The sequence below is a fragment of the Shivajiella indica genome, assembly GCF_042683085.1.
GTDB lineage: Bacteria > Bacteroidota > Bacteroidia > Cytophagales > Cyclobacteriaceae > Shivajiella > Shivajiella indica.
The window spans coordinates 75,097-92,442 of sequence record NZ_JBHUIV010000020.1 but is presented as its reverse complement, the minus strand read 5'-3'; the positions used below and the strand labels follow the sequence as shown (position 1 = coordinate 92,442).

At 41.4% G+C, this 17,346-nt stretch carries 13 protein-coding genes; 3 read left to right on the top strand and 10 right to left on the bottom strand.

Annotated elements, in window-relative coordinates; genetic code table 11:
• Positions 1-209 precede the first annotated feature (209 nt).
• The gene (locus tag ACFSKV_RS14545) at positions 210-878 is read left to right on the top strand and encodes a 3-keto-disaccharide hydrolase (protein ID WP_380804236.1); all 669 of its coding nucleotides are present in this window, start codon (positions 210-212) and stop codon (positions 876-878) included.
• A gap of 10 nt (positions 879-888) precedes the next feature.
• A complete protein-coding gene (locus ACFSKV_RS14540; protein WP_380804233.1) occupies positions 889-2,238 on the top strand; it encodes a Gfo/Idh/MocA family protein in 1,350 nt (449 codons plus the stop codon).
• 227 nt (positions 2,239-2,465) lie between these two features.
• On the opposite strand, the gene ACFSKV_RS14535 is transcribed toward ACFSKV_RS14540, so the two are convergent.
• A complete protein-coding gene (locus tag ACFSKV_RS14535; RefSeq protein WP_380804231.1) occupies positions 2,466-3,521 on the bottom strand; it encodes a TolB family protein in 1,056 nt (351 codons plus the stop codon).
• A 352-nt stretch (positions 3,522-3,873) separates the two neighbouring features.
• Positions 3,874-5,988 carry a pyrroloquinoline quinone-dependent dehydrogenase gene (locus ACFSKV_RS14530; protein WP_380804228.1) on the bottom strand — a complete coding sequence of 705 codons (2,115 nt, stop codon included), beginning with the start codon at positions 5,986-5,988 and terminating at the stop codon, positions 3,874-3,876.
• A 378-nt stretch (positions 5,989-6,366) separates the two neighbouring features.
• On the opposite strand from ACFSKV_RS14530, the gene ACFSKV_RS14525 reads away from it, so the two are divergent.
• Complete coding sequence (locus ACFSKV_RS14525; protein ID WP_380804225.1) at positions 6,367-6,774, top strand: VOC family protein; 408 nt, start codon at positions 6,367-6,369, stop codon at positions 6,772-6,774.
• Between the two features lie 387 nt (positions 6,775-7,161).
• Here the strand turns inward: ACFSKV_RS14525 and ACFSKV_RS14520 are convergent, their stop codons facing one another.
• The 8 genes from ACFSKV_RS14520 to ACFSKV_RS14485 form a co-directional block, all read right to left on the bottom strand.
• On the bottom strand, positions 7,162-9,339 hold the full coding sequence (locus ACFSKV_RS14520; RefSeq protein WP_380804222.1) for a DUF5916 domain-containing protein: 2,178 nt from the start codon (positions 9,337-9,339) through the stop codon (positions 7,162-7,164).
• A 356-nt stretch (positions 9,340-9,695) separates the two neighbouring features.
• Complete coding sequence (locus ACFSKV_RS14515; protein WP_380804221.1) at positions 9,696-10,433, bottom strand: EcsC family protein; 738 nt, start codon at positions 10,431-10,433, stop codon at positions 9,696-9,698.
• A gap of 69 nt (positions 10,434-10,502) precedes the next feature.
• A complete protein-coding gene (locus ACFSKV_RS14510) occupies positions 10,503-10,892 on the bottom strand; it encodes a DUF2116 family Zn-ribbon domain-containing protein (RefSeq protein WP_380804218.1) in 390 nt (129 codons plus the stop codon).
• 206 nt (positions 10,893-11,098) lie between these two features.
• Positions 11,099-13,873 (bottom strand): aconitate hydratase, encoded by a 2,775-nt coding sequence (acnA, locus tag ACFSKV_RS14505; protein WP_380804215.1) that lies wholly within the window; start codon positions 13,871-13,873, stop codon positions 11,099-11,101.
• A 442-nt stretch (positions 13,874-14,315) separates the two neighbouring features.
• Positions 14,316-15,293, bottom strand: a complete 978-nt coding sequence (locus tag ACFSKV_RS14500) for an MlaD family protein (protein ID WP_380804212.1) — start codon at positions 15,291-15,293, stop codon at positions 14,316-14,318.
• A complete protein-coding gene (locus ACFSKV_RS14495) occupies positions 15,293-16,042 on the bottom strand; it encodes an ABC transporter ATP-binding protein (RefSeq protein ID WP_380804209.1) in 750 nt (249 codons plus the stop codon). Before ACFSKV_RS14495 ends, ACFSKV_RS14500 begins: the two co-directional genes overlap by 1 nt.
• Before the next feature lie 3 nt (positions 16,043-16,045).
• Positions 16,046-16,831 carry an MlaE family ABC transporter permease gene (locus tag ACFSKV_RS14490; protein ID WP_380804206.1) on the bottom strand — a complete coding sequence of 262 codons (786 nt, stop codon included), beginning with the start codon at positions 16,829-16,831 and terminating at the stop codon, positions 16,046-16,048.
• A 56-nt stretch (positions 16,832-16,887) separates the two neighbouring features.
• Complete coding sequence (locus ACFSKV_RS14485) at positions 16,888-17,256, bottom strand: response regulator (protein WP_380804204.1); 369 nt, start codon at positions 17,254-17,256, stop codon at positions 16,888-16,890.
• Positions 17,257-17,346: the final 90 nt, after the last annotated feature.

Below are 17,346 nucleotides of genomic sequence, written 5' to 3'. Positions count from 1 at the left end.
AGTACCCATCCCCCCTACCTTCAAAGCTCCAACCACGACAACCCGACAACCATGACAACCATGACAACTTTTTATCCCTAATTACCTTTTCTTAATTTTTTCAACAAGTTTTACGATTTAGATTATTTTTTTATAAATTGAATGACACAAAAAATTACAGGTTGAATAAACCCGGGATTTCCCATTCAATCAAACTCAAGCACCTCATTATGAAGAAAATCTTGTTTTGCCTCGCTGTCTTTCAACTTTTTGGTTTGGGCACCGTCATAGCCCAGGAAATCCCCGAAAGTGAATTTACCCCCCTTTTCAACGGTAAAAATCTCGATGGATGGATAGGTAATAAAACTGCTTACCGGGCAGAAAACGGCATGATCGTCATAGATCCTAAAGGTGGCGGGGGAGGAAATCTTTTCACTGAAAAAGAATATGGGAATTTTATTTTGAAATTTGAGTTCCTTTTGACCCCAGGGGCCAACAATGGCCTTGGTATCCATGCCCCATTGGAAGGAGATGCCGCCTATGTGGGCAAGGAAATCCAGATCCTGGACAATGAGGCAGAGAAATATGCGGACCTTCACGACTACCAATTTCACGGTTCAGTCTATGGGGTCATGGCTGCCAAGCGGGGTCATCTGAAAGCTCCGGGAGAATGGAACCAACAGGAGGTCATTGTCCAACATCCCAAAATTAAAGTGATTCTGAACGGAACCACCATCCTGGAAGGGGATTACCTGGAATCCAGCAAAAATGGGACCTTGGACCAAAAGGAGCATCCAGGTCTAAAGCGCAGCATTGGCCATATTGGCTTTTTGGGACATGGAGATGTGGTCCACTTCCGCAATATCAGAATCAAAGAGTTACCGGCAACAAACAATTAACAATAACCCGATGAAGAAAAATTTTCAGGTGATCAACCGCAGAGACTTTTTGGTAAAGTCCGCTTTAGGTGCCGCAGGTTTGGCATTGGCTCCCCATATCCTGGCACAGGCCAAAGCCGCAGGCAAATTGAGAACGGTCCATATTGGATTGGGGGGAATGGGCATGGAAGACCTGGCTGCCATTTCTTCACATCCCGAGGTGGAAGTTGTGGGGCTTTGCGATGTGGACAGCAAGATGCTTGCTAGAGCCAAAGCCCTTTATCCCAATGCCAAAAGCTATCCTGACTATAGGGTGATGCTGAAGGACATGAAAAATGAGTTTGACGCAGTGGTCGTCTCAACTCCCGACCATACCCATGCCCCTGCCTCCTTGATGGCGATGGAAATGAATAAGCCTGTCTATTGCCAAAAACCGCTCACCCATCATGTGACCGAAGCCCGGGCCATGAAAAAAATGGCCGAAGAAAAAAAGCTGGTTACCCAGATGGGCATTCAGGTGCATTCCTTCTACGACTACAAACTGGCTACCCTCCTGATCCAATCAGGAATTATCGGTAAAGTACATACTGTAAGGGCCTGGTCTCCCAAAAACTGGGGCTATGATGGCCCCGAGCCTACAGGAAGCGATCCCGTACCGGAAAATCTGGACTGGAACCTCTGGCTGGGCACAGCACCGAAGCGGGCTTACAAAGAAGGCGTTTATCACCCGGGCAACTGGAGAAAAATTATGGATTTCGGTTGTGGTACCCTGGGCGATATGGGCGTGCACATTTTCGATACACCCTACAATGCCCTGCAACTGGATGTTCCCCGTACCATCCGTACTGAATGCCGTCAACCTACGGGATTTGGATTCCCTGAAAATAATACTGTGACCTACGAATTTCCAAAAACCCCTTACACAGCAGAAACCCTCAAATGGGTATGGTATGATGGTGTAGGTGCACCGGCAGACCATGAGGATCTTCATCTTCCCAATGGGGATAAATTACCGGAACAAGGCGCTATGTTTTTGGGTGAAAAAGGAAGATTGCTATTACCGCATTTCCAGGAACTTCCACGATGGATTGTGGATGGAAAATACAAGGAGTTTGATGTGAAGCCTTTTAATCTAGGAGCTCCGGTAAAGGATTATGATGGAGAAAGCAAAAAGCATTACCATCAGTTTGTGGATGCCTGTCTGGGAAAAGGAGAATGCTCTGCTCCTTTTGAATACTCCGCCCGGCTTACCGAAACCATCCTACTCGGGGTGATTGCAGGAAGGTTCCCGAATGAAACCCTCCATTGGGACAGCAAAAAAGCCCGCTTTGCTGAGAAAAAGGCGAATAAGTATTTGGGAGGGAAGTATAGGAAGTTCTAAAAGTAAGAAAGGCAAAAGTAAAAAGGCAAAAGGGTTTACTTTCCAGAGAGATTGCAGGACTACTTTTGCTTTTTTTCCCTAAAGGATATTGGTAGATCCATTTTGAATTTACCTGCACCGTAACGACTACCGATGACGGAAAGCTCTAACCACACTCAGTCACTTTTTCCCTTAGTCTAAAAGTCTCTAAATCCCTAAGTTCCTCCGTCTCTTAGTCAGGTCGCAGATCACCTTCCCCAAGACCCATATCGGTCGGAAACGGCAGTTTCAGTAGTCACTTTTGTTAGATTACTGCCATCGGCATCAACCACATAGAGGTAAGAGACATAGTCGGCCTGGGGAACATTGAAGATCAATTTCTTTCCATCCGGAGACCAGGACAAATAAACCAAATTACCTATTTCAGGAAAGTTCCACTCCATAATCCCGCCTGCTGGCACTGAAATTATCAGCCCCTCTTCCATCGTATTCATGTTTAAAGCCCTCACCTCCATTTTCTGGTAACTTCCATCCATCCATGACCTCCAAACTTTCAAATAGGCCAAGGTATTCCCATCCGGAGAAAAAACCGGAGAGTTGAAGTGTACCCCTTCGTCAATCAGGGGAATAGTGTTAACCAATTCATTTCCATCAGAATTACAAATATAAATACCTGCTGTTCCTCCAAAAATACCGCCCTGATTGGTTGCAAAAGAAATCTTGTTTTTGGAAGAAACGGTGACGGTGCCTGGCTTAAGTTGATTGAAATCCAAAATGGGTCTCAGGCTTAATCCATCTTTGCCAACCGCATGCAATACATAATTGTCATAGTCCCCAAATTCCACATTCCAAAAATATACTGTCCCCCCATCTGGTGACCAAGAGGGATAGAAGGTCTGATCCTCCAAAGAAACCAATTTTTTGATGTTTTTCCCCTGCAGGTCACAGGTATGAACTTGATAATTTATGGGGAATCCATTTCCAAGCGTCAATAAAATGGTTTGGCCGTCGGGAGAAATCTTAAAATCACTGACGATTCCTTCAAATATTTCTTCCGAAAATCCCCATGTTTTCTTTTGATCCAAATCAATCATATAAAGATTGGATTTATTTCCATCTGAAGTTATCCTTTCGAACAAGATTGTACCTGAACCAAGATAGGAAAAAGGGAAATCCCCTCCTCCATTATCAATAGGTGGAACGGGTGGGTTTCCGCCATTTGGTTCTTCATTTTCTTGGCAGCCGATGTTCACCAACAAGAGCATCGCCAGGATGATTTTCAGGTAATACCGGTAAGTTTTCATGATTAATTGTTTGGTTTAATCCCTCATAACATACCTTAATTTCCTTTTTAATTCCTTTAAAAACACTGATTTGGAGACAATAGGAACGCTGATTTTCATCATATTTACTTAGGTGTTTTTAGGAGTAAGCTTAGGTTTGAATACTCTTTATCTTGGTCCCTTCGTTTCTTTGTCAATCATAATAGCAAAGGAAATAGCAACATCATTTAACCGAGATTGCCACGGCGCTTACAAACTATATTTTCGTTGAAAACTTTGAATGATCCTTTCCTACTTACTCGAACCCTAGCGCCTCGCAATGACGGTAAGCTCCAATGGCCTCATAGTTCCACCGCGGGAAAAAAAAGACAAATCAAGGCAAGGAAAAGGCAATAAAACTGTCCCCACTGGGTGTACCGATACGGTTGGCTCCTCCGGCGGCGATGACCACATATTGCTTACCCTCTACCTCATATACTGCAGGTACTGCATACCCTCCTGCCGGTAATTTATAACTCCACAACACCTCCCCCGTTTCGGCATCAAATGCACGGAACATTTCATCTGCTGATCCCCCCATAAAAACAAGGCCTCCGGCAGTAGCCACACATCCCCCAAAATTCTGGGTGCCTTTTCCGGAAATCCCTCTTTCAGTCAAGGTTGGATAATCCCCTAAGGGCACCTTCCATTGGATGGTCAATGTATTCAGGTCTATCGCATTTAAGGTCCCCCATGGAGGTTTTGAGGCCGGAAAACCTTCTTCATCCACAAAAAGCCTAAATCCTGTCATAATGTACTTGTCCATTTGTCCTTCTTTTTGTTCTCCTATGTCCTCTGGCACCTTTCCATCCAAAACAAAAGAAACCAAGGCGTCCAACTGCTTATCTTCAAATTGGGTAAAAGAAGGCATCAGTCCTTTACCTCCACGGATTAGGCCCTTGATTTCCTCTTTATTCATTCTTTCACCCAAACCAATCAGGGAAGGATAGACATTTGCCAAACCCTTTCTATCTGCTCCATGGCAGTTTGAACAGTTCAGCATATAGGAATGATAGCCTGAAACCTTGGCCTTCTCCCCTACTCCTGCTGGCTGAACTTGTCGGAGCTGCAGGATCATGGCCAGTTCATTGACATTGGCATAAAGTTTATTGTTAACCGGGTCATAAGAAACTCCACCCCAAAGGGAACCTCCTCTTGTGGCAGGCATGGTCAGAGTACCTTCAATGCTCGGCGGAGTATATAACCCTTCATTCCTATATTTCTTAAATTCCTTTCTTGCAAAGGCATTCGCCTCATGAGAAATATCTGTCAGGTAAGTGCTATCAAGGCCTTGAGGAACCAAAACAATCCCCTGATTGAATTTCTGGCTGGGATGTGCCCTTTCTCCTGGTACATAGGAAGGTGGGACAGGCCTTTTATCCTCAGGAAGTAGGGGTTGTCCAGTGTACCGGTCCAGCAGGATAAGTTCTCCCATCTTGGTTGGTTGTACCAAAGCTTTTATCAGCTTTCCCTCTATGGGGATGTTCGCAAGAGTAGGCGCACAGGGCAGGTCATAATCCCAAATATCGTGAGTAACCGCTTGATAATGCCATTTTCTTTCTCCTGTCCGGGCATCCAAAGCAATCACACAGTTCCCATACAGGTTTTCCCCAAGCCGGTTACCCCCATAAAAATCATAGGTAGGAGAGCCCGTAGCCACAAACACCCACCCTTTTTCCTCGTCCAGGCTCATTCCGCCCCAATTGTTGGTACCACCATAATTTTCACCTTCCACCCATTCCCAGGTATCATGACCATATTCTCCGGGCTGGGGAATGGTATGAAATATCCATTCCAAGTTTCCTGATCGGGCATTATAAGCCCTAACATGACCTGGGGAAGCATCATAACCTTCTCCTGTAGCCGAACCGACGATAATAAGGTCTCCATAAATAATCCCTGGGGTGGAAAGAGCAATGGAAAGTCTGGAAGGATCTTTTCCAAGATCCTGGCGTAAATCGATTTTACCTTCTACACCAAAGTCACTGATCAACTCACCGGATTTGGCATTCACTGCAAAAAGGTAAGGTCCAGCGGGCATAAAAATCCTGCCTTCTGCCCCATCATCAAAGTAAGTCACCCCACGGTTTATGCCTGAGCCTTCATTAAAGGAAGAAGAGGTAAATCTCCAAGTCTGCACTCCTGTGGCAGCATCCAGGGCAATGAGGTCCAGTTGTGGTGAGGTTACATACATGGTGTTGCCTATGACAATGGGATTACATTCCATTGGGGTTCTGGGACCATTGTCACCGGTATGAAATTCCCAAGCAGGTTGCAATAGATTTACATTTTCCCGGTTAATCTGTTTTAGTCCGGAAAACTGTGCCGCATCTTTTGATCCCCGATAAGTATCCCATTGGGTAAAATCCTGATTGTATTCCTCTTTACAGGAAAACAATAGGATACATATCCCTACATATTGGAGGAATTTTAATTTATGATTTTTCAAGCTAATCCTAACATATGATGGTTTTTAAGCAGACAGTCAACTCGGATATTTTTTGAGAAAACCGCCCACTTTAGTAAAAATAAATATTCTAGCCAGTATAATCATTTATATTTGGGTTCTTTGACCTAAAAATAAATGTAAATTTTTCCGATATCTAAATACACTTGGCACGACCTTTTCGTTAAATGCAATAGAAGTCAGATTTGATTTTTAGAGGTGTTGAAAAAATATTGTTTTCAAAACATTAATATTGTATTACAAGTATGAATTTTTGAATTTAATTGTATTATTCAATAATAATAAATAATTTATTTTATATGTTGTAATATTTAAGCTATCTTTACCAAAGTTAATAGACCGTTTAAAATTAAGAATGATATGCCCAGTATAAAAACTAAATTACCAACTATCCTTACCAGTAGATTAATTGCCAATTTGTTTTCCGATAATATCCAGGTCAGTAAGAATTTTTATGAGAATATCCTGGACTTTAAAACTGAATTTGAAAGTAATTGGTATATCAACCTAAAATCAAGGAACAGTCAGATAGAGATTGGTCTTTTTCCGAAAAACACCGATCTGATACCCCAAAACTATGTGCAATCCCCTTCTGGGGTGAACCTTTCCTTTGTGGTAAACGACCTGGACGAAGTATATGAAAGAGCGCGAAATATGAATGTCCCTATTATCCAGGAACCGGAAGATGAGTTTTATGGACAAAGAAGGATGCTTTTGGAAGATCCCAATGGGCTCTTATTGGATATTTCGAGTAGAATAGAACAATAATCAGAATATATCACCCAATAAAGGCCGGATTTTTCTGGCCTTTTTTCTTTCCTTAATTGTTCAAAATCTCCGAAATCCGCCTTTCGAAATCCGAAATCCAACAACCTTCGTTCCGTTTCGCCGGCGATCCCATCCATTCTCCGTGGATCTCGGTTCCTACTCAGCGGTCCTCGGTGTAATTAAAAAATAATCTTTCTTCTTCAGAACCGATCCCCCAAACTTACCTAAGCTCCTTCCTTTTTACTTTTGCCTTTTGCCTTGGATCTTAAATAACTTCTTACAAAACCGATCTCCCCAATTCACAAAGCTCCCCCATTCTTAATTCATAATTCTACATTCTACATTTTTCCCCCTCATTCTTAATTCATCACTCCTCATTCTACATTATTAAATGTTCCACCAATAGGTAAATTTCAGCGCCACCGACCGGTCTTTGACATTGAAAGGCGCAGGAAGGTAGTTGTCAGTAAAGACAAGGAAAATATCGGATGCCGGTTTGAAGCGCCATTGCAGACGGGTATTGATATTGATATTCTCAATCTGTTCGTTATACTGAACAAATGAGGTGATAAAAAAAGTATTGGTTAGGGTCAGGTCCAACCTGGGTCCTACCAACCAAAATCTGGTGACATTCCAAGGTTCAGGCAGGTGGATTTCATTATAATTGGCTGTCATGGTAATACTGAAATAAGGCTGAAACCGGTATCCCATTTCTCCCACTACATTGTATCTTTCCCCATTGGCATAATAGCCCCCCAACCGGGTGGAAAAAGCATATGTAAAAACGGACTGTGGCTTAGAGGTATATTCTGCTCCCCAGGAAAGCCAACGGTGTTCCGTACCCCTGGCCAGGGTATCTCCAGTAACATTCGTAGGATCAAAAGGCTGAAGTAGTTTCACATAGTCATGGGCAAACCAGGTAGCCAGGTTGCTTTGGCTCCTAAAGCGGATTTTATACAAGGCATAGCTTTCATTGTCCGTTTTGTCCCATTTGGTATCAAAAAACCACTTGGCATTCAATTCCGGTCCATGGCTGAGGATTTTTTTACTCTTTGGAAAAAACAGATAGCCAACAACAGGATGGGCTTTATAAAAACCTACCCTTGGGACATAACCAACTTCCGCTGTAAAATTTTCAGAAACATGTTCAGCCTGAAGGTTCCAGTACAGATTTCCACTGGTGTACCGAAGATTGGCAGCATAAGCCAGGCCGCCATTGTTTACATTTTGATTTAAAGATTTTAGCACAAATGCCTTGCCGGTCCAAAGATTATTGGAAGAAGCAAGATTATATTCCAAACCAATATTCCGATCATAGGCTGCGTATCCAGGTTTATCGAAATCAATGGGAGCGTTAAACAGGCCTGCTTGTCTATTGACAAAAATGGCCCCTATGTTGGATCGGGAGAAAACACGTCTCTGTAAAGAAATGACCGAATAATTCTGTGCATCTATTTCCTTTTCTTCCACCGCTGCGGTCTGCATGGTCATGGCACCTATACGCCAGTCTTTATTGATTCTGCCACTTAATCTTGCCCCTGCCTGTATCGGTGCGTTCAGCCCTATCCTTCTGGAAAAAAAAGGCCGAATGGACTCATAACCAAAATTTCCAAAGAGGTCCGCATTTTCAAGAAAAAACTGTCTCCTTTCCGGGAAGAACAATTCAAACCTGTCCAGGTTGGTGATTTGTTTGTCGACCTCCACCTGAGAAAAATCAGGATTTACAGTCAGGTCAAGATTGATCGAGGAACTCAAACCTATTTTTGCATCCATTCCAAAATCCCTTCGGTAAACTGCATTTTCACCTGCCTGCACATCACGGGTCCTTCCTCCGACTGCATAGGGTATAATGGAAATATTGGGTCCTGCCACCGGAGGAGGATTGTCCCAGACAAGAATTCCTGTATAGGCCAAAGAAGCGGAAGGAAATTGTCTAGGAACTGGTGCCCAACCGGACTTTTCGGTGGTCTTCAGATCCATCCGGCTAAAATTGATTCCCCATTCCGTGATTCCAATTTTATACCTGATGGATTTGAATGGAATCGCAGCTTCAAAAATCCACTTATCCTCGTAATTTTTGACTTTCGAAACCCATTTATTGTCCCAGCTCAGGTCGACTCTTCCTCCATCATACATGATACCGTCCCATTGGGCACCTGCAGCGTTGGCCCCGAAGGAAAACCCGTTCAACTGGTCATCAAAGGGGTCCATAAACAGGAGAAAGTTGTCATTCTTTCCAAAATTGAAATCCCTACGCAAAGATTCTACCATATAGGGACCTTCCACCGCATGGTGATTGATGACGATGATGTACAGATTTTTATCATCATAAGCCATTCTCACATCCGTCTTCACCTGGGAATAACTGGTATCCATGGGAGTTATCATAAAAAATTCACTGGCAACATCCGCAACCCGCCAGGCCTCTTCATTCATCAGCCCATCTATTTCAATAGGCTCTTCGGTTTTATGTATATTTAATCTATAGGAAGAATTGATTTTTTGGGCATAGACTGTCGAAGTAATACTCAGTAATACTAAAACCAATATAATGGCTCTTTTCATTAGGTCTGGGTAAATAAAAGGTCCGGGCTTAGGTAAAAATATACAGGAAATAAGCTTTACCTCAAATTATTTTTCAAATTATGATCATGAAGGTAGGAATGGAGGATTTTAGGTATGAAATAAATAAAAAAGTATTAATCAAATTTATATTTTTAAACAGTGTTTAAATAAAAAACCCCTATTAATGGGGATTTTTTCTAAGATTGGAATAAGTAACTTTAGTCAGAATCTGAAGGTTATTTTTTTCACGGTTTTTGATGTAATACTTATTAGGGCGGGTTCTAAACTTTTTCCCCCTTATTTTTTATTCATGCCCACTCAACAGGCTTCATTCTAATTCTTCATCCTTCTTCATTCTACACTTTCCAATCAAAATACCTACTTCTATAACACTGCATGGCCATATCTCCCAATTTGGCAGTCAGTTGGTAATTGGCCACTGCACCTACACCTGCTCCAATAATAGGTATGAGTTGTGCCAATTTTGCCAGGTCCATATAATCCCTATATTCCAACTGAAACTCCTTCCAGTCAAAAGCTTCCACTTCTTTAGGAAGTTGGTCTGCATAATTATCCCAATTTTCAATGATTCCAATGGTAGCATTTCTCATTTCCTGACTGGCAAAAGTCAATTTAAAAATATATAACATAAACAAGCGCTCTTTAAAATCCTTCACGTCATAACCATAGGCTGCTGCTATTTCGAAAAGCATTTTCATCTTTATAGTAAGAAATGCCGGAAAATCAGCCAAACCCAATAATATTCCTCCTGCGCCGGTAATTGCACCTTCAGCTGAGGCAGTATTTTTATAAATCTTTATGATTTTCCTGACCTTATCTTCTCTTTCCTTAAGATTTTGGGCAAAAAATGGCTTGGGAGTAATAAATTTTGTCCCAAAAAGTACTCCTTTGACCATATTCTCTATGGCAAAAGTGATTACCTGATGGACTTTTTCAGGTATCAGGTGATTAATGGTACTTTGAGTTCCTTTAGTGATCAAATTTAACAGGGAAGGCCTTTTCTTATTTTCCAACAGCCAGGCACTCAATTCTGCTAAAGCGATCTGATCATAAAATTCGGTACGCGTTTCCAAGGAGCAGCCTTTTTCAAGGAGTTTAGTATATGGAAATATACGGCATTCCTTGAAAAAGGGCTGAAATTCTTATCCTAGTTTTTTTAAATAATTTTCCCCCACATCCCTTATAACCATCACCCATCCATTTCCCATATCCAAATAACCATAATCATAGCAAAACCAATAATTTCGTCCCAAGGAATCCGGTAAATGGTGGGAATGGTAATTGAAATTAAATCCCATCAAGGACATCCTGTCTTTTGGGATTTTCACGGTCTCTAATCCATCTTCTAAAACCTTTGAAAGGATCCTACGGTTCCTGTTCAACAGGCTGTTGGTAATCCTGATCACATCCCCATAAACTTCCCTTCTGCCATTGTTGTGACTACTCCTACAATTATCATTACAAAACTTCTTATCCGCCCTACCATGAATCACTGACCCACAGTAATGGCAATGCTTTCTGACTGTGTACATAAAAAATTGGTTTAAGTTTAGAAATAAGACCTGTACTCGATTTTGATACAATTTACCCTAGGCAAAAGTATAACACAATAACCAATATTAGGTATTTTTATCACAAAACCAGTAAATTATATCACTTAAATTATAAAAAATATTTATAGTTAATATAAAACTGTCTTTTTTATAAATATCAAAATTCCTTGAATGATGGGTTCTCTTTATTTTTTAAGGAATTCCCTTAATACATAATGCAAAATTCCACCATGTTTATAGTACGCTATTTCAATGGCAGAATCTAAGCGACAGATGACTTCAAATTCCTGATGGCTTCCATCTTCTTTTTCCACTTTTATCCCTAAAATCTTTAAGGGGGATAATCTTTCACTGATGCCATAGATATTGAATTTCTCTTTTCCTGTAAGTCCCAAACTTTCCGCATTTTCTCCGGTTTTATATTGAAGCGGCAATACCCCCATGCCTACCAAATTGCTTCGGTGTATCCTTTCGTAACTTTCAGCAAGAATTGCTTTAACACCCAAAAGATTGGTCCCTTTTGCTGCCCAATCCCTACTGGAACCGCTTCCATATTCTTTACCGGCAAGAACTAAAAGCGGCGTCTTCTCTGCCATGTATTTCCTTGATGCCTCAAAAACTGTCATTTCCTGATTACTTGGGATATGAAGGGTGAAGCCTCCCTCATTTTGTACCAAATGGTTTTTTATCCTAACATTGGCAAAGGTGCCTCTTACCATTACCTCATCATTTCCCCTCCTCGACCCATAGGAATTGAAATCCTTTTTCTCCACCCCTCTTTCCAAAAGATACCTTCCTGCAGGACTGGATTCAGAAAATGAACCTGCTGGAGAGATATGATCTGTGGTGATAGAATCACCCAATTTGAGCAAAACCCTTGCTCCTTCTATATCTACTAAAGGAGAAACCTCCTCAGAAATTCCATTGAAAAAGGGAACCTCTTTTATATATGTACTCGCTTCAGACCATTGGTAAATCTTATCCTTTGGCGCCTGAAGTTCTTTCCAGATATCATTTCCCTCAAAAATCTCCCCATAACTCTTTTCAAAATCCTTGGGCGAAAGAACCCTGGACATCACTTCAAAAATTTCTTCGTTAGAAGGCCATATATCCCTGAGATACACCGCTTCAAGGTTGGGATCGTAACCTATTGGTTCATTCATCAAATCCACATCTACTCTTCCCGCCAAGGCATAAGCAACTACTAACATAGGCGACATAAGAAAATTCATCTTAACCTGTGGATGCACCCTGGCTTCAAAATTCCTGTTTCCCGATAGCACAGAACTTACTACAAGATCATTCTCCTCCACTGCTTTGGCTATATGCTTGGGAAGAGGTCCTGAATTCCCGATACAGGAGGTACAGCCATATCCTACCACATGGAATCGTAAAGCCTCCAGGTCATCCATCAGATTGGCTTTTTGAAGATAATCTGTTACTACTTTTGAACCGGGGGCAAGGGAAGTTTTTACCCAAGGTTTTACATCTAACCCTCTTTCACGTGCTTTCTTTGCTACCAATCCCGCCCCCAGCATCACAGAGGGATTGGAGGTATTGGTGCAGGAAGTAATGGCGGCAATGACGATTGAACCATCATGAAGAGCAAACTTCTCATTGTTCATCTTCACCACCACGGTTTTCAATCCGTTTTTCACTTTTGTTTCGTATTCTATATCGGTGGCATTTCCTCCTCCTGCCCCAGAAGGTTGACTTCCTCCTTCCCCATACCATCTACCTTCTTCCCTCTTATCAATCGGAATATATGCTCTACCATGCTCCTTTTCCAATAATTGCCCGAACTTGGCCTTGAACTCCCGGACAAGAATTTTATCCTGAGGTCTTTTAGGACCTGAAACCGTAGGCTCTACGGAACTTAGATCAAGTTCAACAACAGAACTATATTTGATTTTTTCCTCCCCTTCCCTCCATAGCCTATTGGCTTTACAATAATCTTCTACCAGCTGTATCTGGTTTTTAGAACGATTGGTTTTGGCCATGTAGTCCAAGGTACGGTTGTCTATCGGGAAATAAGTTACTGTACAACCAAACTCAGGTGACATATTGGAAATGGTGGCACGGTCAGGAACAGTCAGGCTATCCAGCCCTGGTCCGAAAACCTCTACAAATTTCCCTACGACACCGTGACTCCTCAGCAACTGGGTGATGGTCAGAACCATGTCCGTTGCGGTGGTTCCCAAAGGAAGCTTTCCGGTCAATTTTAAGCCCACTACCTCAGGCATAATGAAATATATGGGCTGTCCCAAAATCGCAGCCTCCGCCTCTATTCCACCGACTCCCCAAGCAACTACTCCAATTCCGTTCACCATAGGGGTATGGGAATCTGTTCCTACCAAAGTATCAGGGAAAACTTTTCCGTCCCTGTCGATGACACCCTTTGCCAGGTATTCCAGGTTCACCTGATGACAAATGCCCATTCCAGGGGGAACTACAGAAAAATTATCAAATGCTTTCTGAGCCCATTTTAAAAACTGATAACGCTCACCGTTCCTTTCATATTCCACTTCCACATTTCTTTGATAGGAATAGCTTGTTCCAAAATAATCCACCTGTACAGAATGGTCTATTACCAAATCCACAGGAATCAGGGGATTGATCTTTTGAGGGTCTTTACCTTTCCTGACTGCTTCTGCCCTTAAAGAAGCAATATCCACCACAGCAGGAACTCCGGTGAAATCCTGCATCAGCACCCTGGCAGGCTTAAAAGGAATATCTTTGTCTGAGGGTTCAGGCGACCAAGACGCCAATGTTTCAATATGCTCTTTGGTAATCCCAAAATCATCAAAATTCCTGAGTGCATTTTCCAACAAAATCCGAATGGAAAAAGGCAAAGTATCAATTTTATATCCAGCAGACTGCAAGGATGAAAGATCCCAATAGGTCAATTCATTTTTGCCGGATTTAAGGATTTTTTTGGAATGAAAAGGATCTAAAGACATGGCAATTATTTGGTTTAGTGAAAAGATTCAAAATAAAAAGTACACTAATTTAACCAATTGCCGAGATAAATAATTCCTAATATTCAGATTGATTCAATGGTTTTTTGAATTTATGGTTTAGGATTTAGGATTGTAGATCTAAGTTTTAGGTTTTGAATTTTGGTTTTTTATGCTTGGATTTTGGATTTTAAAATTTTTGTAATCAGACTCTTCGGAATCATGCACGTATCAATTGGAGGGCCTCGGCAAGCTCGGCCACAGGAACTTGAATTAAATACCGGGGGGAGGGAAGAAATGCGGCTTTGCCGCATTTCTTCCCTCCCCCCGATTTTCCAAACCTAAATTCCGTTCCCCGAGCTTGCCGAGGGGTTCTTTAACCAAATTAAATTCTACTACGTGTATGCTTACGGATACTCAGATTTTGTAATTTGTAATTTGTAATTTACGCTCCCTCTTTTGCCTTCGCCTTTTCCATTCTTTTGAATCCTTTTTTAAATGGCCAGGTATATTCCAATGCTTCGAGTCCTTTGTTGAGGTTCATGGATGAACTGTCCACGTAGATCATGGTATGCTTGATTCTCTGTGCAAATTCTTCATCATTCAATATCATCCCGGCCGTGTTGTTTTTATCATTCAGCTTATTGGCCGTTTCATTGAGGTTATCTGTCAGGTTTTTGGCATTCTCGGCAGTGGCCTGCAATTCATTTACAGAAGTCTGAAGGCTTTTATAAATTTCTTTGTCATGGGTAAGGTCATAGAACAGGGATCCTTCCTGATTCATTCCGGAAGCAAACTTGTTCAACTCCATCAAAGTCCTGTTACTGTTGACTGAAGCCCGGTCAAGGTTCTCCAGGATGCTTTTGAAATTTTCGGCAAGTAAGCTATCCGTCATGACCGCCCCGACGATTCCTTGTCCCTGGGCAATCTTTCCGGTAAGGACTTTTAAATTCTCTGTAATGGTAACCAGGTTTTTATTGTTTTCCTGTAGGGTTTCCATCATTTTATCGGTATCTAAGGCCATGACAGACACCAGCCTGTCGCCGTCCTCGACCGGCGGGGCCTGTGTTGTACCCCCGTAGATCAAAATGATTTTATTACCTATAAGTCCATCTGAACTGATCGTTGCTTTGGAATCTTTCCGGATATAATCTTTTACTTTTTCCTCCACATTCATGACAATTTCCACCTGGGAATCCCCATAAAAATTAATCCTGCGTACTGTGCCGATTTTCACCCCTGAAAACCACACATTATTCCCGGTCTGCAATCCTGCCACATCGTCAAATACCGCAGTAAGGCGAAAACTTTTTACAAATTTTTTCTGCTGACCACCCAAGGTAAGAACCCCGGTGACAAAGATGGCAATTGCTATAAAGACGAAAATGCCAACAATCACTGATTTTTTATTATCATTTCTCATTATGTAATGAAATTATAGTCATAGAATGATTTAATCCTTGGATCTTTTGCGTCCGCAAAAACTTCCTCAAAAGAGCCTGTGGCTTTGAATTGTCCCTCAATAAGGACCGCCATCCTATCTCCTGTCTGCTTTGCACAGGTGAGATCATGGGTGATGACAATGGAAGACGTTTTGTATTGTTCTCTGACCTGATTGATAAGATTATTGATATCAATGCAAGTAGTGGGGTCCAAGCCTGCTGTCGGTTCGTCATACAACATGATCTCAGGATTCAGGATTAAAGTCCGGGCTACACCGATTCTTTTCTTTTGTCCTCCTGATAATTCAGCCGGCATTTGGTTAATGGTATTGGGCAATCCTACTGAGTCCAACAATTCTTCCACCCTGTAATTGATTTCTTTACGGCTAAGCCCTTTGATATTTCTGGTCAAAGGAAATTCGAGGTTTTCCCTTACAGTCATACTATCATATAAGGCTGCTGCCTGAAAGGCAAAACCTATCTTCAATCTTAATTTATTCAAATCTCTGAGATTGAGTTTTGCGGTATCCTGCCCCAATATTTTAACAGATCCTTCATCTTGTGTAAGTAGCTTAACCAATATCTTGATCAATACGGATTTGCCACTTCCCGATTTTCCAAGTACTACAAGATTTTCTCCCTTATAAAGATCAAGGTCTACGCCCTGTAGCACATCGTTGTCACCAAATGATTTATAAAGTCCCCTTATTTCAATTACCGATTCCCTCATAACCTATGCATTTCGTATGGCATTCACAATCTGAAGCGCCAAAAGTTCCTCAATAAATATCAAAAACATGGACATAACCACTGAAGCATTGGCTGCTTTTCCTACTCCTTCTGTTCCCTGATTGGACCTGTATCCTTTGTAACACCCCACTATTCCAATCGTAAACCCAAATACAAGGGATTTGATTACGGAAGAGAAAATATCCAAAAATGAAATAGATTCGAAAACCTGAACAAAAAAGGTGGACAAACTCACCATTTCATTTTGGTTCACATTGATAAATGATCCCATCAATGCTACAAAATCTGTGTACATCACCAAAACTGGAATCATTAAGGTAGTAGCCATAGTCCTGGTAATGACAAGATATTTAAAGGGATTGATCGCGGATACTTCCATTGCATCTATCTGTTCAGTTACCTTCATGGACCCTATCTCAGCACCTATACTGGAACCTACTTTTCCTGCTGCAATCAATGCAGTGACCAATGGCCCCAATGCCCTTACCACTGCAATGGATATCAATGCCGGCAACCAGGAAGTGGCCCCAAACTCAGCCAATGAAGGGCGGGATTGGTTGGTGAAAACAATTCCTATGATAAACCCTGTCAAAGAAATCAATGGTAAAGACCTGTAACCGATTTCATAACATTGTCTAAGAATTTCTTTGAATTCGTAAGGAGGAAGCCAAACTTCAATAAAAAACCTCTTAACAAAAGCATAAGCATCTGCCAATCCCCTAAAAAAATTATCTATTTTCTTACTGATAACAGGTTTTTTATCATCCATGTTTTTTGAGAAATATTTCTAGGCTGCTAAAATACACAAAATAAAAATTCTTATGGCTAAACTCCCAAGATCTCTGCCATAATTTCATTTTTTAAAGGCTTTATCAAAAAACCGGAAACCATGCCATAATTTAAACTCATTTCAATGTCAGAAGGATCCATGGAAGACGTGAGCATTTTGACTTCAATTTCCTTACCCTTTTCCTTAAGCAAATCCAGAAAATTCCAACCGTTCATCTCAGGCATATTTACATCCAATATGAGAAGATCTGCTTCATTTTCTTCTATCCACTCCAAAGCTTTAAAGGGATTCTCAAAAAAGAAAAGTTCAATATCAGGTTTAAGCCTTTGCAGATTTTTACGGTTGATCATATGCTGAATTGTATCATCATCCACAAAAATAATTCTATTGATAGGTTTCTTCATTGGTCTTTATCCGCTTATCAGAGCATATATTTTGAAATATTATTTTTCCCTTACCTAAGATGGCGCCTTTCAGGAAAATAAAAAATATAT

Bases quoted from the DNA above. Each gene is read 5' to 3' on its own strand.
- ACFSKV_RS14545 (WP_380804236.1), top strand. From the start codon at position 210: ATGAAGAAAATCTTGTTTTGCCTCGCTGTCTTTCAACTTTTTGGTTTG.
- ACFSKV_RS14540 (WP_380804233.1), top strand. From the start codon at position 889: ATGAAGAAAAATTTTCAGGTGATCAACCGCAGAGACTTTTTGGTAAAG.
- ACFSKV_RS14535 (WP_380804231.1), bottom strand. From the start codon at position 3,521: ATGAAAACTTACCGGTATTACCTGAAAATCATCCTGGCGATGCTCTTG.
- ACFSKV_RS14525 (WP_380804225.1), top strand. From the start codon at position 6,367: ATGCCCAGTATAAAAACTAAATTACCAACTATCCTTACCAGTAGATTA.
- ACFSKV_RS14520 (WP_380804222.1), bottom strand. From the start codon at position 9,339: ATGAAAAGAGCCATTATATTGGTTTTAGTATTACTGAGTATTACTTCG.
- ACFSKV_RS14510 (WP_380804218.1), bottom strand. From the start codon at position 10,892: ATGTACACAGTCAGAAAGCATTGCCATTACTGTGGGTCAGTGATTCAT.
- acnA (WP_380804215.1), bottom strand. From the start codon at position 13,873: ATGTCTTTAGATCCTTTTCATTCCAAAAAAATCCTTAAATCCGGCAAA.
- ACFSKV_RS14500 (WP_380804212.1), bottom strand. From the start codon at position 15,293: ATGAGAAATGATAATAAAAAATCAGTGATTGTTGGCATTTTCGTCTTT.
- ACFSKV_RS14495 (WP_380804209.1), bottom strand. From the start codon at position 16,042: ATGAGGGAATCGGTAATTGAAATAAGGGGACTTTATAAATCATTTGGT.
- ACFSKV_RS14490 (WP_380804206.1), bottom strand. From the start codon at position 16,831: ATGGATGATAAAAAACCTGTTATCAGTAAGAAAATAGATAATTTTTTT.
- ACFSKV_RS14485 (WP_380804204.1), bottom strand. From the start codon at position 17,256: ATGAAGAAACCTATCAATAGAATTATTTTTGTGGATGATGATACAATT.